Genomic DNA, 25,097 nt, shown 5'->3' on the forward strand with positions numbered 1-25,097 from the left:
CAAATGAACTCTTTTTTTACTGACAGAAATTGGTCAATCATCAAATCATCCCTTTAATTTCTGTCAGACATTTTCTAACAAACTGGTCAGTCATTCCACCAAAATAAGTTCCTTGAAAGTTTCGACCGTTAATCACGATTAATTTTTTATCGACGCGATAAGCTCGAACGTATTTGGCAGCTTTTCCTATTTCTTCTTTATCAAATATTTCTTCGATTTCAGTTCCAGCATTTTTAAGTAAAATTTTTAAATTACTTACTGACAGACTTGTCAGTAAAATATCTGGTTCTAAAAGTTGCAAAAGTTGCGGAAATTTCATCTTGAATTGTTCTTGTTGGCTCTTAGCTAAACCTGGCCAAACTGGATGTGTCGCAATTGGGGTAAACAAATCAATGTGTAAGGCTCGATTAATTTGATTTTCAGATTCTTTATAAGCTGAATCAAAAACAGGTAAAAATTTTGCTAACTGATTGAACCAAGGACTAGGATTGTATTCAAAATACCGATTGAGATTTGACTTGTAAGTTTCCAAATTTACTGACGAAAATTCTGTCAGTAATTTTTCATAACGTTGATTTTCACCAAATTCTGCATAAGAAGCATTTTTACTGACCGTCAGTATTTTTAAGTCTGATTTTTCATATTTGGCTAAGTCACCAAACCACAAAAGTGGCATACTATTTGGAATCAAAACTTCTGACAGCTCAGCTTTATTTTTTAAGTCGATAAAATCTGTCCACGTTTCTAAAATCAAGTGGTCTAATTTTTCATTATCCATTTTACTCATCAATCAAAGCCCCCGTCAACACTAACTTGAGCAATCAAATCAGGAAACTCATCTGCATTTTTAAAAATTTCAACTGCTTCTTTTCTAGCCACTTCTAAAATATTATAATCATTGACTAAATCAGCCGCAATAAATTCTGGAAGTCCTGACTGACGAAGTCCAAAAATCTCTCCAGAACCACGCATTTTCAAATCTTCTTCAGCTAAAATAAAACCATTTTGTGTTTCTGTCATAATTTTCATCCGTTGTTTTCCTGAATCGGACTTAGGATTTGCTACTAAAATGGCATAAGATTTTTTTGTTCCCCGACCAACACGACCACGCAATTGGTGAAGCTGCGAAAGTCCAAAGCGGTCAGCATCCATAATCACCATAATGGTAGCATTAGGAACGTCAACTCCCACTTCAATCACTGTTGTTGAAACCAAAATATCTAATTTTTTAGCCTTAAATTCTTGCATGATTTGGTCTTTTTCATCATTTTTCATTTTTCCATGTAAAAGACCAATTTTGGCAAATAATCCAAAGTATTCATTTAATTCCGCAAAAAGAGCTTCTGCGTTTTTCAGGTCCAACGTTTCACTTTCCTCAATTAAAGGTGAAATAAAATAAACCTGTGAATCTTTAGCAACCTCTGCTTTTATCCAACTTAAAACTTCGGAAAATTGTTCATGTTTGACCCACCTTGTAGTAATGGGTTGACGTCCCTTGGGTAGTTCATCAATAATTGAAACATCCATATCCCCAAAAGCCGTAATCGCAAGCGTTCTTGGAATGGGTGTAGCTGTCATCATTAGAACATCTGGATTTTGCCCTTTTTCTCGTAAAATTTTTCGTTGATTGACTCCGAAACGGTGTTGTTCGTCTGTAATCACCAAACCCAAATTATAAAAATCAACCCCTTCTTGAATTAGCGCATGAGTTCCAACTACCATATGTGTATGACCACTAACTAAATCAGCCAAAATCTCGCGGCGCTCTGCCACTTTCAAACCCGAAACCAAAAGTGAAATTTGCAATTCTGGAAAAAGAGCTTTCAAGTTTGCAAAATGCTGACGGGCAAGGATTTCCGTTGGTACCATAATTGCTGCTTGAAAATTCGCCAAACAAGCCGCGTACATGGCAAGGGAAGCAACAACTGTTTTACCAGAACCCACATCACCTTGCAAAAGTCGATTCATGTGATAAGGAGATTTCATATCCGTCAGAATCTCTGACAAAGCGCTTAATTGAGCACCTGTCAGTTCAAAAGGTAATTCAGAAATCTTCTGATCAATTTCTCCTTGCTCAAAAACAACTTCTAATCCTGCTCGGCCCGACTTTTCTTTATTTTTTAAGGCCTGTAATTTCAACTGAAACATGAATAATTCTTCAAATTTTACACGACGTAAAGCCTGCTTATGAGCTTCCATATCTTCAGGAAAATGCATAGCCAAAACGGCTTCTTGCCGGTTCATCAGACGATATTTTTTAATCAAAAATTCTGGTAAGTTCTCAGGTAATTCTGATAGAAGGTCTGATTCAAAAACCTGATGAATTACTTTGACCAATTGACTTTGTTTCATACCAGCTGTCAAATGATAAACAGGTTCTAAGCCATCGTCCACCTGAGCCACAACTTTCATCCCCATCAGTTGTTGCTTTGCCTGCTCCCATTTTCCGTAAACTGCAATTTCCTTACCAACTTCCACTTTGTCAGCCAAATAAGGTTGATTAAAAAAGCTGACAGCAACCACGGCCTCACCTTCTTTAATTTTAAATGAAAGTCGATTACGTTTAAATCCGTAATACTGGACATTAGCTGGTGTCACTACCGTTCCAATAATTGTTGCTTTTTTTCCGTCAACAAGTTCAAAAACCGAACGACTTGCGAAATCTTCATAACGAAAAGGGAAATAAAGCAATAAATCTTGAACCGTGAAAATTCCTAACTTATGGAAATTTTCCACAGATTTCGGTCCCACACCTTTTAAAAATTGCACTGAATCTGTTAATTTCATACTTTTATTATACCAATATATAAGGTTAAATGCTTCAAAAATCAAATATAATTTGCTGACAGAGAATTTAAAAATTTACTGACAGAAAGCTCTGTCAGTAAAAAAATAATCAGAAATTACTCTGATTATTTTTTATGCTTTCTTAACAACTGAACCCTTCAAAGCAATTGCTCCAAAGCCCGGAATTTTTGAATCAATAAAATGTTCATTTTTCCCTTCTGGATTAATGCGAATGTTTTTCACTTTTGTTCCCTGCTTAATTGGTTTTGGCATTCCCTTAACTGGCAAATCTTGTACAATAACAAGGTCATCCCCAGTTTCTAACTCATTTCCTAAACTATCAAGGACAATAAATTTTCCAGCTGCCTCAATTTCCTCAAGAGTAAATTCATTTCCACATTCAGAACAGCCAAAGCTCGTATCTGATAATTCATAAGTATATTCACTTGAACAATGAATACATTTTGGTGTTCCCATCTTCTCTCCTTTATTAAATCAAAAAAAACCAGCCCGAAGACTGGTTTTTATACCGTTAAAATCGGAAAATTATTTAGCGATTTTAGCGAAGTATGCAAGTGTACGAACAAGGTTTGAAGTGTATGACATTTCGTTATCGTACCAAGATACAGTTTTAACAAGTTGAGCTCCATCAGCTGAAGTAACTTCAGTTTGAGTAGCATCAAAGAGTGAAGAGTTTGAGATACCAACGATATCAGATGAAACGATTTGGTCTTCGTTGTAACCGAATGATTCATTTGAAGCAGCTTTCATAGCTGCGTTGATTTCGTCAACTGTAACTTCTTTGTTAAGGATAGTAACAAGTTCAGTCAATGAACCAGTTGGAACTGGTACACGTTGAGCATGTCCTTGAAGTTTACCTTGAAGTTCTGGCAATACAAGACCGATAGCTTTAGCAGCACCTGTTGAGTTAGGTACGATGTTTTCAGCTGCAGCACGTGCGCGACGGAAGTCTCCACCACGGTGTGGGCCATCAAGAGTCATTTGGTCACCAGTGTAACCGTGAACTGTAGTCATTGTACCAACTTTGATACCGAATTGTTTGTTCAAAGTATCAGCCATTGGAGCAAGACAGTTAGTTGTACATGAACCAGCTGAAATTACTGTTTCAGTTCCATCAAGTACTTCGTGGTTAGTGTTGAAAACGATTGTTTTAACATCAGATCCACCAGGTGCAGTGATAACAACTTTTTTAGCACCGTTAGCGTGCAAGTGTTGTTCAGCTTTTTCTTTAGTTGCGAAGAAACCAGTTGCTTCAAGAACGATTTCTGCACCAACTTCAGCCCAGTTGATGTTAGCTGGGTTAGATTCAGCAGTAACTTTAACGAATTTACCGTTAACTTCAAAACCACCATCTTTAACTTCAACTTTACCATCAAAACGACCTTGAGTTGTATCGTATTTAAGCAAGTGAGCAAGCATTGCTGGATCTGTCAAGTCGTTGATTGCAACAACTTCAACACCTTCAACATTTTGAATACGACGGAAAGCAAGACGACCGATACGACCGAAACCGTTAATACCAACTTTAACTACCATTAGTAGTTTCCTCCTTATAGGGATTAGATTTTATAAAAGGCTTACCTTTTAAATTGACTAAGTTAACAATTTAACTTACTCTTTTATTTTAACACTTTTTTTAAAATTTGCAAACATAAACTCCCTTAGAAAGCGCTCTACAAAAGCAAAAGAAGTCCACTTCTCTTGAAAGCGTTTAACATTAAAAAAGCTCGTACTTTTAAAAATAGTTTCTTCTTCCACCTCTATAAAAAGCAATAAAAAAATTTACTGATGAAACGCTCAGCAAATTTATGATTTATTTCTTACCAAATAAACGCCCAAAAAAGCCCTTATTGTCAGTGGTTTTTAGCTGTTCTTGCAAATCCGTAAAAAATTGTTTTTGGTCTGTCAAAGCTTTTTCCATTAACTCTTGCTGTTTTTTAATCTGTACATCTTTTTCAGCAATTTGAGCATCTTTTACGTTTAATTGTTGATCTTTTGAGATAAGTTGACTGTTTAAACGTTCAATCTCAGCGTTTTTATCTTTCATCAAAGCGCTAATCATTTCGTAAGCTGCGGATGTTGCATCATCTGTCTTAAGCGCAACCTCAGAACCTTTGTCAGCATTTTCTTCCAGAACCTCTGCCTTGGCAGTCACCACTTTTCCGTATAGTCCCTCAAGTTCATGAATTCCCTCAGCATTAACGACTGTTACATTCTTCTCATTTTTTTCAACAAATTTAGTATCTAGCGACTTAACACGTTTATTCATCGCTTGGCGAGTCACTCCAAAAAGCTCTGCCAATTCACTTACTGTTTTAGTTTTCATATCATCCATAATACCATATTTTCGGCTAATTATACAGACTTTTGTAAAAATTTTATTTGCATATTGTTCTAGGAATTATTAAAAATATATTATAATTATATTATAGTGTAAATTTCCAAAAGAAAGGGCTAAAAAATATGAAATATAAAACAGAATCCATTGATAATATAAAAAAATTCTATGATATTAATAGTAAAACTGGTCTCAGTCCAACTCAAGTCACAAATTCTCGAATAAAATATGGTCATAATAACCTTGAAGAACAAAGTGGCCCAAATATTTTTCAAAAACTTCTTCATCACCTCTTAGAAGTCATGAATATCATTCTTATTTTAGTTGGTGTTCTCTCAGCCTATTTGGCTTATATCAGTAATGGAAACTATACTAAAACAATTGTTGTTTTACTTATCGTTGCCATCAACGTTTTCGTTTCAATCTTCCAAGAAAATAGGGCGGAAAATGCACTCGCTGCACTCAAAGAGCTTTCCTCACCAACATCAACTGTTATTCGTTCTGGAAAACGCCAAACTATTCCTTCAAGTGAATTAGTCTGCGGTGACCTCATTGAGCTGACAGCCGGTGTACAAGTTGGAGCTGATATTCGCTTACTCACAAGTAATAGCCTGCAAGTTGATGAATCTTCACTGACAGGTGAATCAGAACCCATTGACAAGAATGCTGACCTTGATATTACTGACGAAGTTCCTCTTGGAGATCAACTGAACATGGTTTTCTCAGGAACAAATATCCTTAACGGAACAGCCGAAGGAATCGTTGTCGCAGTTGGTTCCGAATCACAAATGGGACAAATTGCTACACTTATTGGCGAACAAATAAAAGGAAAAACTCCTCTTCAAAAAAGAATCGATAAACTTGCCAAACGCTTAGCAGTCATTGCCTTTGCCGCTGGAATATTAATCTTTGTCATTAATCTTTTGTATGGAAACGTTCCTTTTGTTGATAATTTAATGACCGCCGTTGTTTTAGGAGTAGCTGCCGTTCCAGAAACACTTCCAGTTATTGTTACCCTCAGTCTGATTTACGGTGTAGAAAATATGGCTCAGAAAAAAGCCATTATCCGAAATGTCCCTGCCGTTGAAACCCTTGGAAACGCAACAGTCATCGCTTCTGACAAAACCGGAACACTCACACAAAATCAGATGACCATTCAAAAACTTTGGCTATCTGGACAAGATAGTTGGTCAGGAGGTCAATTATCAAGCTCTGAAGTTTCCTTAATACAAAATTTTGCTTATGCCTCAAACGCCAGTGCACAACTCATTGACGGTGATTGGGAAATCCATGGTGACCCAACCGAAGCAGCAATCATTCGCTTCTTAATTACTCATGACCTCTATGAACCCGAAAAAAATCCAAAACGACTTGCCGAACTCCCTTTTGATAGTTCACGCAAAAAAATGACCGTTGTCATTCCACATCCGCAAGATAATGAAAAATATCTTGTACTGACCAAGGGCGCTTTTGATAGACTTGAACCAAGCAGTCAACATCAAGCACAGCATCCACAGCTCCTTTCTTCAAATAACGAGGAGACTTCCACTCACTTATCAAATGATTTATTGAGTCAAGCCCAAAAAATACATGATATTTTTGCTGACCAAGCCCTACGTGTTCTTGCTCTTTCTTACAAAATCATCGATAAAGTCCCAGAAGATTTAACTGAATTAGAAAATAATCTTACCTTTCTTGGAATCGTGGGAATGATTGACCCTCCACGCTTAGAATCAAAAGCCGCTGTTCAAGAAGCAAGGGCTGCTGGTATTAAACCAATCATGATTACAGGGGACCACGCGCTTACAGCAAAAGCAATCGCTCAACAAATTGACATCTATCGTGACGGAGATAAAGTTATTGATGGCTTAACGCTCAAATCAATGACAGATGATGAACTTAGCCAAATGATTGAACAAATTTCGGTCTATGCCCGAGTAAGTCCTGAAGACAAACTTCGTATTGTAAAAATCTGGCAAGAAAAAGAACAAATCGTCGCCATGACAGGAGACGGGGTCAATGACGCACCCAGCTTAAGAGCTGCCGATGTCGGAACTGCAATGGGAATAGCTGGAACAGAAGTTGCAAAATCCGCTTCTGATATCATTCTTGCTGACGACAATTTTGCGACCATCGTCGCTGCCATTCGCGAAGGACGTCGCGTTTACACCAATATCAAAAAAACAATTTATTACCTTCTCTCAGCAAACGTAGCTGAAATTCTAACAATGCTCATTGGAGCAATTGTCGGTTGGGGAATGCCTTTTACAGGAATTCAACTCCTTTACATCAATGTCCTTGCTGATGGAATTCCCGGATTTGGACTTTCACGTGAAAAAGCCGACAGTCATATCATGGAACAACCACCTGTTGGAGTCAAAGAAAGTATCTTCTCAAGAGGGGTCAGCTGGCGTATCGCCATTTGTTCCACTGCATTCATCATTACTGCTCTAGTTGGTTTTTATCTCGGTAGGTTTATTGAAATCGCTGGATTGACACCCAACCATCAACTCGGACAAACAATGGCCTTTGTGATATTAACCCTTGCTTCTACAATAAATATCTATAATGCTAGAAGTAATGAATCTCTCTTCACAAGAGGAATTACCACTAATAAAATGATTTTTGGTACCACCTTATTATCACTAGGAATAACCGTTCTCTTTACAAATGTTCCAATTTTGATGAACATCCTAGAAGTTGCTCCTTTATCAATGACACACTGGCTGATAGCTATCATCTTAGCTTTAATCCCAACCCTTGTCATTGAAATTACGAAAGTGATTCTTAATAAACAAGGGAAAAAATTTATTGGCTAAAAGAAAGGCTCAAAATAACTTGAGCCTTTTTATCTGTTCACTTGTTCATGGAATTCTACAACCATCTTCACCACTTCATCATAAGAGTCTTGACAGCCATTTTTCACCCAATTTCCTAAAACATAAAATAAACCAGCAGCCATAAAATCGTTCCAAAATTTTTGCTTTGTCCCTAGATAATCAGCCCAAGTCGTTGTTTCATTATAAAAAATAGTCATCTTTTGAGCAAATACCTGAAAAATCAGCGAATAATAATTCCCCTTGACAGCTTTTTCTATTTCTTCTTCTTGTTCAACAAATAGTCCCACCAACTTCTCACTTAAAATAAGTGAGTTAATACTTTCTAGCTCCAAAAGTTCTTTGAGAAATTTATCATAGATTAGCTCAAAATACTCTAATACGACTTCTTCCTTATTTTTGAAGTGCCGATAGAAAGTCATCCGACTCACCCCGGCTTTTTTGCAAACTTCTGTCAATGGCAATTCATTGATTGTATATTTCTCTAAACACAACATCATTCCTTCAATAATAAAGTCATGAAAATCTTGATATTGCTCTTTTCGCTTCATTTCTGTTACACTTTCATTTTGTTGTCACTTTTAAAGACAAACCGTCCAAAGTTAATTGTAAAAGTTCTTTTTTGCTGTTACACTTGTATCACATAAATATTATAACACAAAGGAAAATTTTATTATGTCAAATCAAGAACCAATAGCAAACTACAAATTTAATTATAAAACAACAGCAAATAAAGTTATGAAAAATATTAATCTTTCAGGAAAAACAATCATCATCACTGGTGGGTATTCTGGTATTGGTTTAGAGATGACCAAACAACTTTCACGTGCTGGAGCAAAAATTATTATCCCCGCCCGAAGAATGGAAGTAGCCAAGAAAAATTTATCTAAAATAAAAAATATTGACATTCTTCCCCTTGACCTCACCAATCCAGAAAGTATTCATCAATTTGCCGAAAGTTATTTGCAAAATAATTCAAAACTAGATATTCTTATTAATTCCGCTGGATTAATGTACCTTCCTTTAAAAAGAGATTCTCGAGGAATAGAATATCACTTTGCCACAAACCATCTAGGCCACTATCAATTAACAATGGAACTTTTACCCGCTTTAAAAAATGCAAAAATCTCAAGAGTTATAAATTTATCCAGTCGTGCTCAACAAATGACACCATTACTAGAAGATTGGAATTTTGAAAAAATAGAAAACTATAATCCCCAAATAGGCTACCAACAATCTAAAACTGCCAACGTTTTATTTTCAATAAAACTAGATGAACTAGGAAAAAAATATGGAATTAGAAGTTTTGCCGTCCACCCTGGTATGATTCCAATGACAAATATTGGTCGTCAAAATTCACCTATTACCCCTTGGCTCCGCTACCTAGCCGACTATTTTAAATTAATTCATATCCCCGTATTTTTTAATGCACTTAAATCCGGCTTTGACCGAAGTAAATATCGCTATTTAAAAACAATAGCTCAAGGTGCCGCAACACCTCTTTGGGCCTCAACAAGCCCTGATTTAGAAGGTAAGTGTGGGCTTTATTGTGAAGACCTTAATATTGCCAGACTTATGACATCAGAAGAAGCTAATAATTTTTCTGGAGGCTTACGTCCGCATGCAGTAGACCACAATGACGCAGATAGACTTTGGCAGATTTCAAAAAATATAACAGGTCTGGATTTTGAATAAAACCTTACTATAAAATAAAACTGACCTATTATAAATAGGTCAGTTTATCTATTTTTTCATTAGATGAAACTCATTATACATACTACGTTTGATTAAATAATAGCATTTATATTAAAAATACACAAACTTCTTTGACATGTTATTGATCAAGTGCTAATATTATGCTATATATTCAAAATAGTTTGAATATATCGTTTTTTATAATTAAGGAGAACTATGAAAATTTTTATAAACAAACCAAATAATATTAAAAGATGGATCTTATTACTATATTCTATCCTTTCACTAATTATTACCATCACTTATATTATTTTTAACCACACATTTTTTAAAGTAGATTGGCAAAGGTATGATATAGATGGGACTTACCGAGGAAAGGTGGATGAGATACTAAAACATGGTGTCTTCTGGATAAATGGGAATTTAACAGCAATCAACTCTACACTACTGATTTTACTTCTAGCTGTAGGGACGATTCTTTCACTATTAATTTTCTATTTAGCTTGGCATAATCTAGCAACTAGAACATGGACCCCAATTCTGTGCTTAGCAGGATTTTTGATTCCTCTAATCGTTCATGGCGACGGAAATATTCTCAAATCCTTGATTATTGGCTATATTTTTATCATTGCTGGAGCAAGCTTCTCAGTTCAGGCTTTACGCTTCTCCTGATTTCAAAAACTTATTTAATATAATAAAAAACTACCGAATTCAATAGTTTTCAGTAGTTTTTATTAACTATAAAATAATCTAATTAATTATATAAAAAAAGCTAACAATAGGCATGTTAGCTTTTATGTTATGCCGAAGGCCGGGGTCGAACCGGCACTCCCGTGAAGGAACCAGATTTTGAGTCTGGCGCGTCTGCCTATTCCGCCACTTCGGCGAAACATAACAACTGGGGTAGCTGGATTCGAACCAACGCATGAGGGAGTCAAAGTCCCTTGCCTTACCGCTTGGCTATACCCCATTAAAAGGCGGATGACGAGGATCGAACTCGCGAGTGCCGGCGCCACAAGCCGGTGTGTTAACCACTTCACCACATCCGCCATAATGAAACACGGGCAGCAGGAATTGAACCCACACTAAAGGTTTTGGAGACCTTTGTACTACCTTTATACGATGCCCGTTTTCTATGGAAGGGGAGGGATTCGAACCCCCGAACCCGAAGGAGCGGATTTACAGTCCGCCGCGTTTAGCCTCTTCGCTACCCTTCCAAACTCTTTATTCACTTAATGGCTGAAACAACCAATGGGAGTTAACGGGATCGAACCGCTGACCCTCTGCTTGTAAGGCAGATGCTCTCCCAGCTGAGCTAAACTCCCAAAACTTGGCCACTCGCCTATCTCCCAGGGGGCAACCCCCAAGTACTTCCGCCGTAGATGGACTTAACTTCTGTGTTCGACATGGGAACAGGTGTATCTCCATCGCAATGATGACCAAATCATTAAATGTTACCTTGAACATTCAAAACTAAATAACAATTCTTCTAACTTTTAAACCATAAGCATATTATATTTGACTCTTTTGGTAAAGTCCTCGAGCGATTAGTACTGGTCCGCTCCAAGTCTCGCAACTCTTCCACTTCCAGCCTATCTACCAGATCATCTCTCTGGGCTCTTAATTCTTACGAATGGGTAATCTCATCTTGAGGTGGGCTTCGCACTTAGATGCTTTCAGCGCTTATCCCTTCCCTACATAGCTATCCAGCCGTGCTCCTGGCGGAACAACTGGTACACCAGCGGTAAGTCCATCCCGGTCCTCTCGTACTAAGGACAGATCCTCTCAAATTACCTACGCCCGCGACGGATAGGGACCGAACTGTCTCACGACGTTCTGAACCCAGCTCGCGTGCCGCTTTAATGGGCGAACAGCCCAACCCTTGGGACCGACTACAGCCCCAGGATGCGACGAGCCGACATCGAGGTGCCAAACCTCCCCGTCGATGTGAACTCTTGGGGGAGATAAGCCTGTTATCCCCAGGGTAGCTTTTATCCGTTGAGCGATGGCCCTTCCATGCGGTACCACCGGATCACTAAGTCCTAGTTTCCTACCTGCTCGAGTTGTAGCTCTCGCAGTCAAGCTGGCTTTTACCTTTACACTCTACGATTGATTTCCAACCAATCTGAGCCAACCTTTGAGCGCCTCCGTTACTCTTTAGGAGGCGACCGCCCCAGTCAAACTGTCCGTCAGACACTGTCTCCCTGGCCGATTATGCCAGCGGGTTAGAGTAACCATAAGTCAAGGGTAGTATCCCAACAACGCCTCAATAGAAACTAGCGTCCCTATTTCAATGGCTCCTACCTATCCTGTACATGACTTACAGGTACTCAATATCAAACTACAGTAAAGCTCCATGGGGTCTTTCCGTCCTGTCGCGGGTAACCTGCATCTTCACAGGTACTAAAATTTCACCGAGTCTCTCGTTGAGACAGTGCCCAAATCATTACGCCTTTCGTGCGGGTCGGAACTTACCCGACAAGGAATTTCGCTACCTTAGGACCGTTATAGTTACGGCCGCCGTTTACTGGGGCTTCAATTCATACCTTCGACTTACGTCTAAGCACTCCTCTTAACCTTCCAGCACCGGGCAGGCGTCACCCCCTATACATCACCTTGCGGTTTAGCAGAGAGCTGTGTTTTTGATAAACAGTTGCTTGGGCCTATTCACTGCGGCTGGCTTTTACACCAGCACCCCTTCTCCCGAAGTTACGGGGCTATTTTGCCGAGTTCCTTAACGAGAGTTCTCTCGATCACCTGAGGCTACTCGCCTCGACTACCTGTGTCGGTTTGCGGTACGGGTAGATATGACTTTACGCTAGAAGCTTTTCTTGGCAGTGTGACATCAGAGAGTTCGCAACCGTAGTTGCTTCCCCATCACAGCTCAATGTTAAAGAGAAATGCATTTGACACATCTCACACCTCACTGCTTAGACCAGAATCCATTAACTGGCATCTCTTAGCCTACTGCGTCCCTCCATCACGATCATATCTAGTACTGGAATATCAACCAGTTGTCCATCGACTACGCCTTTCGGCCTCGCCTTAGGTCCCGACTAACCCAGGGCGGACGAGCCTTCCCCTGGAAACCTTAGTCTTACGGTGGATAAGATTCTCACTTATCTTGCGCTACTCATACCGGCATTCTCACTTCTTAACGCTCCAGCACTCCTCACGGTATACCTTCATCGCGGTTAAGAACGCTCTCCTACCATTGATAAAATATCAATCCAAAGCTTCGGTAATATGTTTAGCCCCGGTACATTTTCGGCGCAGGGTCACTCGACTAGTGAGCTATTACGCACTCTTTGAATGATAGCTGCTTCTGAGCTAACATCCTAGTTGTCTATGCAACCCCACATCCTTTTCCACTTAACATATATTTTGGGACCTTAGCTGTTGGTCTGGGCTGTTTCCCTTTCGACTACGGATCTTAGCACTCGCAGTCTGACTGCCGAACATGTGTATTAGCATTCGGAGTTTATCTGAGATTGGTAATCCTAGACGGACCCCTCACCCAAACAGTGCTCTACCTCCAATACACTTACATTTCGACGCTAGCCCTAAAGCTATTTCGGAGAGAACCAGCTATCTCCCAGTTCGTTTGGAATTTCTCCGCTATCCACAAGTCATCCAAACACTTTTCAACGTGTCCTGGTTCGGGCCTCCAGTGCGTCTTACCACACCTTCACCCTGCTCATGGATAGGTCACTAGGTTTCGGGTCTACATCATGATACTAAGTCGCCCTATTCAGACTCGGTTTCCCTACGGCTCCGTCTCTTCAACTTAACCTCGCATCATAACGTAACTCGCCGGTTCATTCTACAAAAGGCACGCTCTCACCCATTAACGGGCTCGAACTTCTTGTAGGCACACGGTTTCAGGTGCTATTTCACTCCCCTCTCGGGGTTCTTTTCACCTTTCCCTCACGGTACTGGTTCACTATCGGTCACTAAGGAGTATTTAGGGTTGGGAGATGGTCCTCCCGGATTCAAACTGGATTTCGCGTGTCCAGCCCTACTCAGGATACTGCTAGGTATAAGCGCTATTTCGTCTACGGGATTATTACCCTCTTTGATTAACCTTCCCAGGTTATTCGACTATAATGCTTAAGTCCACGTTGCAGTCCTACAACCCCAAGAAGCAAGCTTCTTGGTTTGCCCTTCTTCGCGTTCGCTCGCCGCTACTTACGAAATCGTTTTTACTTTCTCTTCCTGCAGGTACTTAGATGTTTCAGTTCTCTGCGTTACCTTTACATGAGCTATGTATTCACTCATGAATAACTGCTAGTAGCAGCTGGGTTTCCCCATTCGGAGACCTAGGGATCAATGCGTACTTACTGCTCCCCCTAGAATATCGTCGTTAGTCACGTCCTTCATCGGCTCTTAGTGCCAAGGCATCCACCGTGCGCCCTTATTAACTTTGCCATGATGATTTATAATCATCGTTTTTCAAGTATAAGTTTGTAAATTCTTTAAAATTCACAGCTTTTGGTTTATTTATCGTTATTAGATATTGTTATTTAGTTTTCAATGTTCAAGTGATTTTAACGTCTTGTCTGACAATGGAGCCTAGCGGGATCGAACCGCTGACCTCCTGCGTGCAAAGCAGGCGCTCTCCCAGCTGAGCTAAGGCCCCACAATCAAGAAGTTGATTCTTGCTTAGGTTTATGACTAAACCCCTCAAAACTGAATAAAGTTGAATGCTCACGTCTTTGTATATATTCCTTAGAAAGGAGGTGATCCAGCCGCACCTTCCGATACGGCTACCTTGTTACGACTTCACCCCAGTCATCGGTCTTACCTTAGGAAGCGCCCTCCTTGCGGTTAGGCAACCTACTTCGGGTACTCCCAACTCCCGTGGTGTGACGGGCGGTGTGTACAAGGCCCGGGAACGTATTCACCGCGGCGTGCTGATCCGCGATTACTAGCGATTCCGACTTCATGTAGGCGAGTTGCAGCCTACAATCCGAACTGAGAATGGTTTTAAGAGATTAGCTAAACATCACTGTCTCGCGACTCGTTGTACCATCCATTGTAGCACGTGTGTAGCCCAGGTCATAAGGGGCATGATGATTTGACGTCATCCCCACCTTCCTCCGGTTTATCACCGGCAGTCTCGTTAGAGTGCCCAACTTAATGATGGCAACTAACAATAGGGGTTGCGCTCGTTGCGGGACTTAACCCAACATCTCACGACACGAGCTGACGACAACCATGCACCACCTGTATCCCGTGTCCCGAAGGAACTTCCTATCTCTAGGAATAGCACGAGTATGTCAAGACCTGGTAAGGTTCTTCGCGTTGCTTCGAATTAAACCACATGCTCCACCGCTTGTGCGGGCCCCCGTCAATTCCTTTGAGTTTCAACCTTGCGGTCGTACTCCCCAGGCGGAGTGCTTATTGCGTTAGCTGCGATACAGAGAACTTATAGCTCCCTACATCTAGCACTCATCGTTTACGGCGTGGACTACCAGGGTATCTAATCCTGTTTGCTCCCCACGCTTTCGAGCCTCAGTGTCAGTTACAGGCCAGAGAGCCGCTTTCGCCACCGGTGTTCCTCCATATATCTACGCATTTCACCGCTACACATGGAATTCCACTCTCCTCTCCTGCACTCAAGTCTACCAGTTTCCAATGCATACAATGGTTGAGCCACTGCCTTTTACACCAGACTTAATAAACCACCTGCGCTCGCTTTACGCCCAATAAATCCGGACAACGCTCGGGACCTACGTATTACCGCGGCTGCTGGCACGTAGTTAGCCGTCCCTTTCTGGGTAGTTACCGTCACTTGATGAGCTTTCCACTCTCACCAACGTTCTTCTCTACCAACAGAGTTTTACGATCCGAAAACCTTCTTCACTCACGCGGCGTTGCTCGGTCAGACTTTCGTCCATTGCCGAAGATTCCCTACTGCTGCCTCCCGTAGGAGTTTGGGCCGTGTCTCAGTCCCAATGTGGCCGATCACCCTCTCAGGTCGGCTATGTATCATCGCCTTGGTGAGCCTTTACCTCACCAACTAGCTAATACAACGCGGGATCATCTTTGAGTGATGCAATTGCATCTTTCAAACTTAAAACTTGTGTTTAAAGTTTTTATGCGGTATTAGCATTCGTTTCCAAATGTTGTCCCCCGCTCAAAGGCAGATTCCCCACGCGTTACTCACCCGTTCGCTGCTCATCCAGTTGGTACAAGTACCAACCTTCAGCGCTCAACTTGCATGTATTAGGCACGCCGCCAGCGTTCGTCCTGAGCCAGGATCAAACTCTCAAATAAAGTATTTAAGTCACCGAAGTGACTGGCTTGTCTTTCATTATTGATTGACAGATTTTTGATGTATCTTACTACATCACATGAGTCATTCTTCTTTATTCAGTTTTCAATGGTCTAGCTTATCGCTTCAAGACCCTCGTCTCTTGCGACAACTATTATATTCTATCAAACCTACCTAATCTTGTCAAGAATTAACTGTGGCTTTTACGACTTTTTTTATCTTACATCCGGAAAATCCCACGGTTGTCATGTTTTATAATCTACAGTTTTTATAGAAAATGTAATTTTGGGGTTTATTATTTTACCTTTTGGATATTGTATGAGAGAATTTACAAATTTTCTAGGTATAAATTTAATACAAAAAAACACTTCCATATGGAAGTGTTTTAAACGTTGATATATGAATAATATTAACGTTTTGAGAATTGTGATGCTTTACGGGCTTTTTTGAGACCTGGTTTTTTACGTTCAACCATACGGGCGTCACGTGTAAGGAGTCCAGCGCGTTTCAAAGCACTACGGAAGTCTGGGTCTACTTGGAGCAATGCACGAGCGATTCCGTGACGGATAGCTCCTGCTTGACCTGATACACCACCACCATTTACGTTTACGAGTGTATCGTAGCTACCTTCTGTTTGTGTAGCTGCAAATGGTTGGTTGATAACGAGACGCATGTCTGCGTGTGGGATGTAGCTTTCTACTTCACGTCCGTTAACTGTGATTTTACCAGTACCAGGTACGAGACGTACGCGTGCTACTGCATTTTTACGACGGCCTGTGCCGGCATATTGTACTTGTGCCATTATGTTCGTTCCTTCCTGATTAAATCAAACCTGTGATGTCAAGGACTTCAGGTTTTTGAGCTGTATGTGTGTGTTCTGCGCCAACAAACACTTTAAGTTTCATGCCTTGAGCACGTCCAAGTGTGTTGTGTGGAAGCATACCTTTTACTGATTTTTCAATCAAACGTACAGCATTTTTTTCACGGAGTTCACCAGCAGTAACTGATTTCAATCCACCTGGGTGAAGTGAGTGTGAGTAATATACTTTATCAGTTGCTTTTTTACCAGTCAATTTGATTTTTTCAGCGTTAACAACGATTACGAAATCACCTGTATCAGTATGTGGTGTGTATGTTGGTTTGTTTTTTCCGCGAAGTACGCTTGCGACAACTGCAGAAAGACGTCCAAGAGGAACATCAGTTGCATCGACGACGTACCATTTACGGTCAACGTTTTGAGCGTTAGCCATGAATGTAGTTTTCATCATTTTGGTTATTTTCCTTTTACTAGAATTTGTTTACAGCAGGTGTAAGAGTCCTGCAAAGTATTTTTGGGTTTCCGGGGCCACAAAAATGGGGTAAACAATACCGTTTATCATCATATCATATTATTCCTGGGTTTGTCAAGACATTTTAGGGATTATATCCCCTTTATTTACTTCTTTTCGTGGATTATGTATTTTTTAGTTTTATATCTTTTCAAATGTTTCTTTGTGGTTTTTGCTACAAGCATTATGGTAGCACTTCCATTTGAACTATGATAGACTTTTTTAAAAGGGGTTTATATAATACAAGTCCTTTTATTCAGTTAGCCCTCGGAAATTTGGGGGATTTATATAGAAAATAGGAGCTCAATGATGTTTTTAGCAATTAATGAAATTAAACATTCAAAATTAAGATATGCTCTCGTAATTGGTGTCATGTTTTTGATTTCCTATCTTGTGTTTTTCTTATCTGGTTTGGCCTATGGTTTGGCTCAAGAAAATAGAATGGCAGCTGATAAATGGAAAGCAACTGATATTTTTTTATCTGAGAAAGCCAATGATTCTCTCAATATGTCAATGATTGATTCAGATATTGCCAGTCAGGTGAAGGCGAAAGAAAAGGCAGTTCTCGCTCAAACTGCTGGGATTATTTATGATGCCAATAATGAAAATAAAAAAAATAATGTCAGTTTTTTTGGAATTAATTCAAATGAATTTTTAAATCCCAATATTCTTGAAGGGAGGGATTTTAAAAATAAGGGCGAGGTAGTAGCTGATATTAGTTTTAAAAATCAATATGATTATAAACTTGGTGATAAAATTAAATTAGCAACCAATAATGAAGTATTGACTATTGTTGGCTTTACAGATAATGCTAAATTCAATATTTCACCTGTGCTTTATACTTCTTTAGATACTTTCCAACAAATTCGTTATGGTTCAAATTCCAATTTTCAACCTAAAACTACTTACAATGCTATCGTCACGCGCGGAAAAATTAGCCAACAGCCTAAAGGGCTCCAAAAATTATCTATCAGTAAATTTATAGATAAACTTCCTGGTTATAGTGCACAAGTGTTGACCTTTGGTTTCATGATTGGCTTTCTAGTGGTTATTGCTGCGGTTGTCATTGGAATCTTTATTTATGTTCTGACAATGCAAAAAATAGCGATTTTTGGTGTAATGAAGGCTCAGGGAATTTCCAGTCGCTTTATTAGTAATTCTGTCATCGCTCAAACTTTTATTTTAGCTTTTAGTGGGGTATTAATTGGTTTGTTAGCCACTTTAGGTTCTGCGTTAATTTTACCGGAAGCTGTTCCTTTTCAAACAAATCTCCTCTTCTTTGGAGTGATTACCCTTTTAATGATTGTGGTTGCAATTGTGGGCGCTTTGTTCTCTGTCAGAGCAATTGTCAAAATTGATCCACTAAAAGCGATTGGATAGGAGAAATAATGAAAGCTATTGAATTAAAAAATGTCAAAAAATCTTTTAAGGATGGGGATGAAACAATAGAGGCTTTAAAAGAAACTAATTTCTCTGTTGATAAGGGTGAGTTTGCGGCAATCATTGGCCCCTCAGGTTCTGGGAAAAGTACCTTACTTACTATTGCCGGCGGACTGCAAAGTCCTTCTTCTGGGGAAATTTGGATTAATGGCCGAGCTTTAAATGAAAAAAAGGAGAAAGCACGCGCTAAGGTTCGTTTTGAAGAAATTGGTTTTATTTTACAAGCTTCTAATCTCGTGCCATTCCTAACAGTTAAGAAACAACTTCAATTGGTTGACAAGGTAAATAAGGCAAAAGAAAATAGAGCAGGCTTAGACTTACTCAACCGTTTGGGGCTTGAAAAATTGGTGGATAAATATCCTGAGGAACTTTCTGGTGGGGAACGGCAACGGGTAGCTATTGTTCGTGCTTTATATAATGACCCTACAATCATTTTGGCTGATGAACCGACCGCAAGTTTGGATACTGAAAAAGCTTATGAAGTGGTTAAAATATTAGCTAAGGAAGCAAAAGAAAAAAATAAGGCAACAATTATGGTCACTCATGATTTACGTTTGGTTGATTATTGTGACAAAGTTTATCTGATGGAAGATGGGCGTTTAAGTGAGAAAGTTGACTAACTTTGAGGTCTTCGTATTTAGAATATGAAGACTTTTTTCATTATTTTACAACATGTTTGCTATAATAGATTCTAATAAGAAATTATTTTTAATAAATGGTCGGATTCTTATTCTAGAATAGCTAATTTATGGTAGAATGTTCTTATGAATATTGTTCTAAAATTAGAGACTAAAGAACGCCAACAGCTCGCTGAGAAATACAAATCCTATGAGCAAGTTTCCAAAAATCCTTACATCACTTTTTTTGCCAAGGTTGGGAAAACTTCTATCTCGGTTTATACTTCTGGAAAAGTTGTTTTTCAAGGAAACGAGGCTGAAAAATTAGCGAGTGACTTTGGTCATATTGCTCAAGTCGTTCCTCAAAAACAAACAAATCTTATTGGGACTGACGAGGTGGGCAACGGGTCATATTTTGGTGGTTTAATGGTTACTGCTAGTTTTGTCAGTGAAGAAAACTTGAATTTTCTAAAGGAAATTGGAGTCGCTGATTCTAAAAAATTAACTGACGAAAAAATTTGTCAAATTGCTCCAAAATTGATTGATAGAATTCCACATGTTGCTTTAGTGGTTGAACCTGCCAAGTATAATGAGGTGATTGCTTCTGGTTATAATGCTGTCAGCATTAAAGTTGCTCTCCATAATCAAGCCATTTATCTTCTTGAAAAACAATTAGGTCATAAGCCTGAAAATATTGTTATTGATGCTTTCACAACGGAAGCAAATTATAAAAAATATGTTAATAAAGAGCAAAATCATCCGCTGACAAAGGTAACTTTACTGACAAAAGCTGAAGATCAGTTTCTGGCTGTTGCTGTCAGTTCAATTATTTCTCGTTATCTTTTTTTAGAAAATCTAAAAAAATTATCTAAAGAATCAGGTTTCACGTTACCCAGTGGGGCAGGAAATTTATCTGACAAAATTGCAGCACAAATTATCAAAAGTCAGGGAGTTGATGCTCTGAATCAGTTAGCAAAACTTCATTTTGCTAATACACAAAAAGCGATTAAAATCGCTCAATTATAGAAAGTAAAATTATGATGAAATTTTTAAAAGAGTGGGGATTGTTTCTCTTTATAATTGTCGCTATTCTTCTCTCACGTGTCTTTCTTTGGTCACTTGTTGTTGTGGATGGTCATTCAATGGACCCAACTTTAGCTGACAAAGAACGTCTGGTTATTGTAAGAAAATCAACTATTAATCGTTTTGATATTGTTGTTGCCAAAGAAGAAACAGCCGATGGTTCAACTAAAGATATCGTGAAACGTGTCATTGGAATGCCCGGAGATACTATAAAATTCGACCATGACCAACTCACAATCAATAACAAAGTTTATCCAGAAAATTATCTCAAAGATTATCAAAAACAACTTGCTGACGGTCAGTTGGAAAAAACTTACGGTAAGTATCCTTTAACAAATGCACTCAGTGAACAAAACCGCAGTTTGTTTGTTAGTTTAGCTCAAAGCACCAAAGCATTTACCACTGACAGCACTGGTAATCCAACCTTTACAGTAAAAGTTCCTGAGGGACAATACTTCCTGATGGGAGATAATCGGGTAGTTTCTCAAGATAGTCGCGCAGTTGGAACTTTCAAGCGTTCAGCAATTGTTGGTGAAGCGAAATTACGAGTGTGGCCACTCAACAAAATTTCTTTCTTTTAAGTGAATAAATAGAAAAAGTTACTGACAGAATATCCTGTCAGTAACTTTTTTTATTTGTCATTAAATATATTTCCCAATTGAACATCAATTGAACGGTTAGCAATGTCAATTCGATCAACTTTCAAGATTGATTTGTAATCATCAATCAATCGCTCACCTTTAAATGGTCCTTCAAGAAAAACGGCAACACCGGCAAGTAAACAATCAAATTCATGAACAAGACTTCTCATTCCATTGATTGTTCCTGCGCCTTTCATGAAGTCGTCAACGATCAAAACATTTTGACCAATTGAAAGACTCCGTTTGGATAAAGTCATATTTTCAACACGAGAGCTTGAGCCTGACATATAATTTACATTAAGCGTTGCTCCTTCGGTCACTTTAGGGTCACGACGAACAATTACGAAAGGAACATCTAGAATCTCAGCAACTGACTGAGCAATTGGAATCCCTTTTGTGGCAATAGTCATGACGACATCAACTTGCTTTTCATGATACTCATGAGCAATAATTTGACCAATTTTACGAAGATTTGATGGAGTGCCTAAAATATCTGACAGATAAATATATCCTCCAGGTAAAATTCGATTTTCTTCACGTAAAAGTTCAGCAATTTCCTGACTCATTTCCAACGAACGTTCGTCAGTAATGTAAGGCGTAAACCGAACTCCTCCAAGGCTACCTGGGAAAGTTTCAACCAGACCTACTCCTTGGTTTTCAAAAACACGTTTGATAAATACTAAATCTTCTGAGATAGATGATTTGGCTACCTCATAATGTTTACTTAATTCATTTAAATTTAGCATTTGATTGGGATGATTAATTAAAAAATTTGTAAAATCAACTAAACGTTCGTTTCTTTTCATTTATTATCTCATCTCCTATTTGATAAGCTTATTATAGCATGGCATTTCCGAACATTCAAGTTTCACATGAAACAATTTTACTGACAGATTTCAGATTCATAAAATATTTTTCTGTCAGTAACGTTTCATTTTAAAATGAAAATAAAAAAAGCAGTATCACTTAGATACTGCTTTTTCACTTTTAGGAGTAAAGTTATGAAAAAATTTTTTTGGAATAAATATATTATAGCTTCACTGACTTAATGGTTCATTAAGTCAAGATAAAGTGAAACTAAACCAAAGAAAATCTTGTCAGTAAAAAAATAACCTGTCAGTACTGACAGGTTATCTCATATTATTAAAATTAAAACTTAGTCAGCGTTACGGCCGTTTTTAGCAATAATTTCTTCTTGTACTGATTTAGGTACGTCTGAATAGTGGTCAAATACCATCATGAAAGTACCACGTCCTTGTGTAGATGAACGGAGAGTAGTTGCGTAACCGAACATTTCAGCAAGTGGAACGAAAGCATTAACGATTTGTGATTTACCATGAGCTTCCATTGAGTTAACTTGACCACGACGAGCAGTCACGTGACCCATGATATCTCCAAGGTTTTCTTCAGGAACAGTGATTGTAACTTTCATCATTGGTTCAAGAATTGCTGGTTTAGCAGTTTTAGCAGCTTCTTTCATTGCAAGAGAAGCGGCAACCTTGAAGGCAGTTTCTGATGAATCGACATCATGGTATGAACCATCATAAAGTTTAGCTTTAATGTCAACCATTGGGTATCCAGCAAGGACACCGTTAGCCATAGTTTCTACCAAACCTTTTTCAACGGCTGGTACGAATTCACGAGGAACGACACCACCGACGATAGCATTTTCAAATTCAAATCCAGCGCCTTCTTCGTTAGGTGTGAATTCGATCCATACGTCACCATATTGACCTTTACCACCTGATTGACGTTTGAAGAATCCACGTGCTGAAGTTCCAGCGCGGAATGTTTCACGGTAAGCAACTTGAGGCGCACCAACGTTTGCTTCAACTTTGAATTCACGTTTCATACGGTCAACAAGAACGTCCAAGTGAAGTTCACCCATACCAGAGATAACTGTTTCACCAGTTTCTGGGTTTGTTTCAACACGGAAAGTTGGATCTTCTTCAGCCAATTTTTGAAGGGCAACACCCATTTTATCTTGGTCAGCTTTAGTTTTAGGTTCAACCATCAATTGGATAACTGGTTCTGGAACTTCAATTGATTCAAGGATGATTTTAGCTTTTTCATCTGTCAATGAGTCACCAGTTGTTGTATTTTTCAAACCAACAGCAGCGGCGATATCCCCAGCATAAACTGTTTGGATTTCTTTACGAGTGTTAGCGTGCATTTGAAGAATACGTCCGATACGTTCACGTTTACCTTTTGAAGTATTCAAAACGTATGAACCAGCATCAAGTGTACCTGAGTAAACGCGGAAGAATGAAAGACGTCCAACAAATGGGTCAGTCATGATTTTGAAAGCAAGAGCTGCAAATGGTTCTTCATCTGAAGCTGGGCGTTCGTCTTCTTCGTCTGTATCTGGGTTAACACCTTGGATTGCAGGGATATCAAGTGGGCTTGGAAGGTAGTCAATAACTGCATCAAGCATCATTTGAACACCTTTGTTCTTGAAGGCTGAACCAGCAAGCATTGGGTAGAAGTCAACATTGATTGTTGCTTTACGGATAGCAGCTTTAAGTTCTGCTTCTGGAATTTCTTCACCAGCAAAATATTTTTCCATGATATCTTCATCGAAATCAGCAATTGCTTCGATGAGTTTTTCACGCCATTCGTTTGCAAGTTCTGTGTATTCTTCAGCATTGAAATCCAAAGCTGCCAATTCAGCGTTAAATTCGTCTGAACCTACAACAGTTTCTTTAATATCTGTACCAAGGTCGTTAGTATAGATTTCAGATTTCATAGTTACCAAGTCAATGATACCGATGAAGTCATCTTCTGCACCAATTGGAATTTGGATTGGATGAGCATTAGCACCCAAACGATCTCCCAAAGTAGAAAGTGAGTAGTAGAAATCAGCACCGATTTTGTCCATTTTGTTAGCAAAAACGATACGTGGAACACCGTATTCAGTCGCTTGACGCCATACAGTTTCTGTTTGTGGTTCAACACCTGATTGAGCATCAAGAACGGTAACAGCACCATCAAGAACACGGAGTGAACGTTGTACTTCGATTGTGAAGTCCACGTGACCTGGTGTGTCAATGATATTTACGCGGTTACCTTTCCATTCAGCAGTTGTTGCTGCAGATGTGATTGTGATACCACGTTCTTGTTCTTGCTCCATCCAGTCCATTTGTGATGCACCTTCGTGAGTTTCACCGATTTTATGGATTTTACCAGTGTAGTAAAGAACACGTTCAGTTGTTGTTGTTTTACCAGCATCGACGTGGGCCATGATACCGATATTACGTGTATTAGCAAGTGAAAATTCGCGAGCCATTTTGTTCTCCTATTTGATTTTAGTCATGAGAATTTCTCATTAGTTTTATTGTATCAAATTTATGTTAAAAAATTAAAACAAAACCGAGCAGGCGAGGAGCCCAAGCCCGGTAATGTTCGTTTTTTTACATCAATTCGATGTTACTTTACAATCTTTAAGACTGATCGTAAAATTTATTTGCTAAGCAGAAGCGAGAAAGAAGGTTCCGAAGCGTACTATAGAGTACGCGAGGGTTCTTCTGACGAAGCAGCTGCAACGCAAATAGATTTTACCAGCGGAAGTGAGCGAACGCACGGTTAGCTTCAGCCATTTTGTGAGTATCTTCACGTTTTTTGACTGCTGCACCTGTGTTGTTAGCTGCATCCAAGATTTCTTTTGCAAGACGATCTTGCATTGTGTGTTCACCACGGTTACGAGCGATTGTTACCAACCAACGAAGTCCAAGAGTTGTACGACGTTCTGGACGAACTTCAACTGGGACTTGATAGTTAGAACCACCGACACGACGAGCGCGAACTTCAAGAACTGGCATGATGTTTTCCATAGCAGTTTCGAAGACTTCGAGTGGGTTGTTTCCAGTAGCTTCTTCAATTTGTTTGAAGGCACCGTAAACGATTTGAGACGCAACACCACGTTTACCATCAAGCATAACGCGGTTGATAAGACGAGTTACGACGATTGAGTTGTACATTGGATCTGCCAAAACTTCACGTTTTGGGGCACGATTTTTACGCATTCTTACTTATC

18 protein-coding genes, 7 tRNA genes and 3 rRNA genes are annotated in these 25,097 nt (G+C 39.2%); 7 read left to right on the forward strand and 21 right to left on the reverse strand.

All coding sequences use genetic code 11. The features are described from left to right. Positions 1-40 precede the first annotated feature (40 nt). From MKX45_RS01205 to MKX45_RS01225, 5 genes are all read right to left on the reverse strand, one after another. Positions 41-787, reverse strand: a complete 747-nt coding sequence (locus MKX45_RS01205) for a hypothetical protein (RefSeq protein WP_057720772.1) — start codon at positions 785-787, stop codon at positions 41-43. Continuing rightward, the gene (gene recG / locus MKX45_RS01210; RefSeq protein WP_445667033.1) at positions 787-2,787 is read right to left on the reverse strand and encodes an ATP-dependent DNA helicase RecG; all 2,001 of its coding nucleotides are present in this window, start codon (positions 2,785-2,787) and stop codon (positions 787-789) included. The genes MKX45_RS01205 and recG overlap by 1 nt, the downstream gene beginning before the upstream one ends. Positions 2,788-2,919: 132 nt before the next feature. Beyond that, positions 2,920-3,264, reverse strand: a complete 345-nt coding sequence (locus MKX45_RS01215) for a zinc ribbon domain-containing protein YjdM (RefSeq protein WP_340816724.1) — start codon at positions 3,262-3,264, stop codon at positions 2,920-2,922. A gap of 69 nt (positions 3,265-3,333) precedes the next feature. Next, a complete protein-coding gene (gene gap / locus MKX45_RS01220; protein ID WP_003131244.1) occupies positions 3,334-4,344 on the reverse strand; it encodes a type I glyceraldehyde-3-phosphate dehydrogenase in 1,011 nt (336 codons plus the stop codon). Positions 4,345-4,621: 277 nt separating this feature from the next. Next, on the reverse strand, positions 4,622-5,143 hold the full coding sequence (locus tag MKX45_RS01225; protein ID WP_003131246.1) for a DUF536 domain-containing protein: 522 nt from the start codon (positions 5,141-5,143) through the stop codon (positions 4,622-4,624). Positions 5,144-5,271: 128 nt separating this feature from the next. Here MKX45_RS01225 and MKX45_RS01230 point away from each other — a divergent pair, with 128 nt between their 5' ends. Then, positions 5,272-7,965, forward strand: a complete 2,694-nt coding sequence (locus tag MKX45_RS01230) for a cation-translocating P-type ATPase (protein ID WP_128267910.1) — start codon at positions 5,272-5,274, stop codon at positions 7,963-7,965. Between the two features lie 29 nt (positions 7,966-7,994). On the opposite strand, the gene MKX45_RS01235 is transcribed toward MKX45_RS01230, so the two are convergent. Beyond that, positions 7,995-8,534 (reverse strand): TetR/AcrR family transcriptional regulator, encoded by a 540-nt coding sequence (locus tag MKX45_RS01235; protein ID WP_057720775.1) that lies wholly within the window; start codon positions 8,532-8,534, stop codon positions 7,995-7,997. Positions 8,535-8,658: 124 nt separating this feature from the next. On the opposite strand from MKX45_RS01235, the gene MKX45_RS01240 reads away from it, so the two are divergent. Further along, on the forward strand, positions 8,659-9,678 hold the full coding sequence (locus MKX45_RS01240) for an SDR family NAD(P)-dependent oxidoreductase (protein ID WP_340816725.1): 1,020 nt from the start codon (positions 8,659-8,661) through the stop codon (positions 9,676-9,678). A gap of 378 nt (positions 9,679-10,056) precedes the next feature. Beyond that, a complete protein-coding gene (locus MKX45_RS01245) occupies positions 10,057-10,350 on the forward strand; it encodes a hypothetical protein (protein ID WP_003131256.1) in 294 nt (97 codons plus the stop codon). Between the two features lie 130 nt (positions 10,351-10,480). Here the strand turns inward: MKX45_RS01245 and MKX45_RS01250 are convergent. From MKX45_RS01250 to rplM, 12 genes are all read right to left on the reverse strand, one after another. Continuing rightward, positions 10,481-10,564, reverse strand: a tRNA-Leu gene (locus tag MKX45_RS01250). A 12-nt stretch (positions 10,565-10,576) separates the two neighbouring features. Further along, positions 10,577-10,648, reverse strand: a tRNA-Gln gene (locus tag MKX45_RS01255). Between the two features lie 6 nt (positions 10,649-10,654). Further along, a tRNA-His gene (locus MKX45_RS01260) sits at positions 10,655-10,727 on the reverse strand. Positions 10,728-10,737: 10 nt separating this feature from the next. After that, positions 10,738-10,808, reverse strand: a tRNA-Trp gene (locus MKX45_RS01265). Between the two features lie 6 nt (positions 10,809-10,814). After that, a tRNA-Tyr gene (locus MKX45_RS01270) sits at positions 10,815-10,895 on the reverse strand. Between the two features lie 35 nt (positions 10,896-10,930). After that, positions 10,931-11,003, reverse strand: a tRNA-Val gene (locus tag MKX45_RS01275). A gap of 3 nt (positions 11,004-11,006) precedes the next feature. After that, positions 11,007-11,122, reverse strand: a 5S ribosomal RNA gene (gene rrf / locus MKX45_RS01280). Positions 11,123-11,205: 83 nt separating this feature from the next. Then, positions 11,206-14,106: ribosomal RNA gene (locus MKX45_RS01285) — 23S ribosomal RNA — on the reverse strand. A 138-nt stretch (positions 14,107-14,244) separates the two neighbouring features. Beyond that, positions 14,245-14,317, reverse strand: a tRNA-Ala gene (locus MKX45_RS01290). Between the two features lie 93 nt (positions 14,318-14,410). After that, positions 14,411-15,957 (reverse strand): 16S ribosomal RNA (locus tag MKX45_RS01295). Together the 16S, 23S and 5S rRNA genes with 7 tRNA genes alongside form the textbook arrangement of a ribosomal RNA operon. Positions 15,958-16,364: 407 nt before the next feature. Then, positions 16,365-16,757 carry a 30S ribosomal protein S9 gene (rpsI, locus tag MKX45_RS01300; RefSeq protein ID WP_004254378.1) on the reverse strand — a complete coding sequence of 131 codons (393 nt, stop codon included), beginning with the start codon at positions 16,755-16,757 and terminating at the stop codon, positions 16,365-16,367. A gap of 19 nt (positions 16,758-16,776) precedes the next feature. Then, positions 16,777-17,223 (reverse strand): 50S ribosomal protein L13, encoded by a 447-nt coding sequence (rplM, locus tag MKX45_RS01305; protein ID WP_010906417.1) that lies wholly within the window; start codon positions 17,221-17,223, stop codon positions 16,777-16,779. Between the two features lie 369 nt (positions 17,224-17,592). Here rplM and MKX45_RS01310 point away from each other — a divergent pair, with 369 nt between their 5' ends. The 4 genes from MKX45_RS01310 (at position 17,593) to lepB (ending at position 21,004) form a co-directional block, all read left to right on the forward strand. Next, a complete protein-coding gene (locus MKX45_RS01310) occupies positions 17,593-18,663 on the forward strand; it encodes an ABC transporter permease (protein ID WP_057720932.1) in 1,071 nt (356 codons plus the stop codon). 8 nt (positions 18,664-18,671) lie between these two features. Continuing rightward, positions 18,672-19,343: an ABC transporter ATP-binding protein gene (locus MKX45_RS01315; RefSeq protein WP_015427242.1), complete on the forward strand. Its 672-nt coding sequence runs from the start codon at positions 18,672-18,674 to the stop codon at positions 19,341-19,343. Between the two features lie 144 nt (positions 19,344-19,487). After that, positions 19,488-20,366, forward strand: a complete 879-nt coding sequence (rnhC, locus tag MKX45_RS01320; protein ID WP_010906420.1) for a ribonuclease HIII — start codon at positions 19,488-19,490, stop codon at positions 20,364-20,366. An 11-nt stretch (positions 20,367-20,377) separates the two neighbouring features. Then, a complete protein-coding gene (gene lepB, locus MKX45_RS01325; RefSeq protein ID WP_021465036.1) occupies positions 20,378-21,004 on the forward strand; it encodes a signal peptidase I in 627 nt (208 codons plus the stop codon). A 50-nt stretch (positions 21,005-21,054) separates the two neighbouring features. On the opposite strand, the gene purR is transcribed toward lepB, so the two are convergent. The 3 genes from purR to rpsG all read right to left on the reverse strand — a co-directional run bounded on the left by purR (position 21,055) and on the right by rpsG (position 25,086). Further along, positions 21,055-21,870, reverse strand: a complete 816-nt coding sequence (gene purR, locus MKX45_RS01330) for a pur operon repressor (RefSeq protein WP_010906422.1) — start codon at positions 21,868-21,870, stop codon at positions 21,055-21,057. A gap of 350 nt (positions 21,871-22,220) precedes the next feature. Continuing rightward, positions 22,221-24,350, reverse strand: coding sequence for an elongation factor G (gene fusA / locus MKX45_RS01335; RefSeq protein ID WP_003129877.1), 2,130 nt, complete (start codon positions 24,348-24,350; stop codon positions 22,221-22,223). A 268-nt stretch (positions 24,351-24,618) separates the two neighbouring features. Then, a complete protein-coding gene (rpsG, locus tag MKX45_RS01340; protein ID WP_015427245.1) occupies positions 24,619-25,086 on the reverse strand; it encodes a 30S ribosomal protein S7 in 468 nt (155 codons plus the stop codon). Between the last annotated feature and the right edge of the window lie 11 nt (positions 25,087-25,097).

It is taken from the genome of Lactococcus sp. FSL W8-0209 (assembly GCF_038006585.1).
In the GTDB taxonomy this organism is placed as follows: domain Bacteria; phylum Bacillota; class Bacilli; order Lactobacillales; family Streptococcaceae; genus Lactococcus; species Lactococcus lactis.

Coding starts and splice junctions, on each gene's coding strand:
- MKX45_RS01205 (WP_057720772.1), bottom strand. CDS start 787: ATGAGTAAAATGGATAATGAAAAATTAGACCACTTGATTTTAGAAACG.
- recG (WP_445667033.1), bottom strand. CDS start 2,787: ATGAAATTAACAGATTCAGTGCAATTTTTAAAAGGTGTGGGACCGAAA.
- MKX45_RS01215 (WP_340816724.1), bottom strand. CDS start 3,264: ATGGGAACACCAAAATGTATTCATTGTTCAAGTGAATATACTTATGAA.
- gap (WP_003131244.1), bottom strand. CDS start 4,344: ATGGTAGTTAAAGTTGGTATTAACGGTTTCGGTCGTATCGGTCGTCTT.
- MKX45_RS01225 (WP_003131246.1), bottom strand. CDS start 5,143: ATGGATGATATGAAAACTAAAACAGTAAGTGAATTGGCAGAGCTTTTT.
- MKX45_RS01230 (WP_128267910.1), top strand. CDS start 5,272: ATGAAATATAAAACAGAATCCATTGATAATATAAAAAAATTCTATGAT.
- MKX45_RS01235 (WP_057720775.1), bottom strand. CDS start 8,534: ATGAAGCGAAAAGAGCAATATCAAGATTTTCATGACTTTATTATTGAA.
- MKX45_RS01240 (WP_340816725.1), top strand. CDS start 8,659: ATGTCAAATCAAGAACCAATAGCAAACTACAAATTTAATTATAAAACA.
- rpsI (WP_004254378.1), bottom strand. CDS start 16,757: ATGGCACAAGTACAATATGCCGGCACAGGCCGTCGTAAAAATGCAGTA.
- rplM (WP_010906417.1), bottom strand. CDS start 17,223: ATGATGAAAACTACATTCATGGCTAACGCTCAAAACGTTGACCGTAAA.
- MKX45_RS01310 (WP_057720932.1), top strand. CDS start 17,593: ATGTTTTTAGCAATTAATGAAATTAAACATTCAAAATTAAGATATGCT.
- MKX45_RS01315 (WP_015427242.1), top strand. CDS start 18,672: ATGAAAGCTATTGAATTAAAAAATGTCAAAAAATCTTTTAAGGATGGG.
- rnhC (WP_010906420.1), top strand. CDS start 19,488: ATGAATATTGTTCTAAAATTAGAGACTAAAGAACGCCAACAGCTCGCT.
- lepB (WP_021465036.1), top strand. CDS start 20,378: ATGATGAAATTTTTAAAAGAGTGGGGATTGTTTCTCTTTATAATTGTC.
- purR (WP_010906422.1), bottom strand. CDS start 21,870: ATGAAAAGAAACGAACGTTTAGTTGATTTTACAAATTTTTTAATTAAT.
- fusA (WP_003129877.1), bottom strand. CDS start 24,350: ATGGCTCGCGAATTTTCACTTGCTAATACACGTAATATCGGTATCATG.
- rpsG (WP_015427245.1), bottom strand. CDS start 25,086: ATGCGTAAAAATCGTGCCCCAAAACGTGAAGTTTTGGCAGATCCAATG.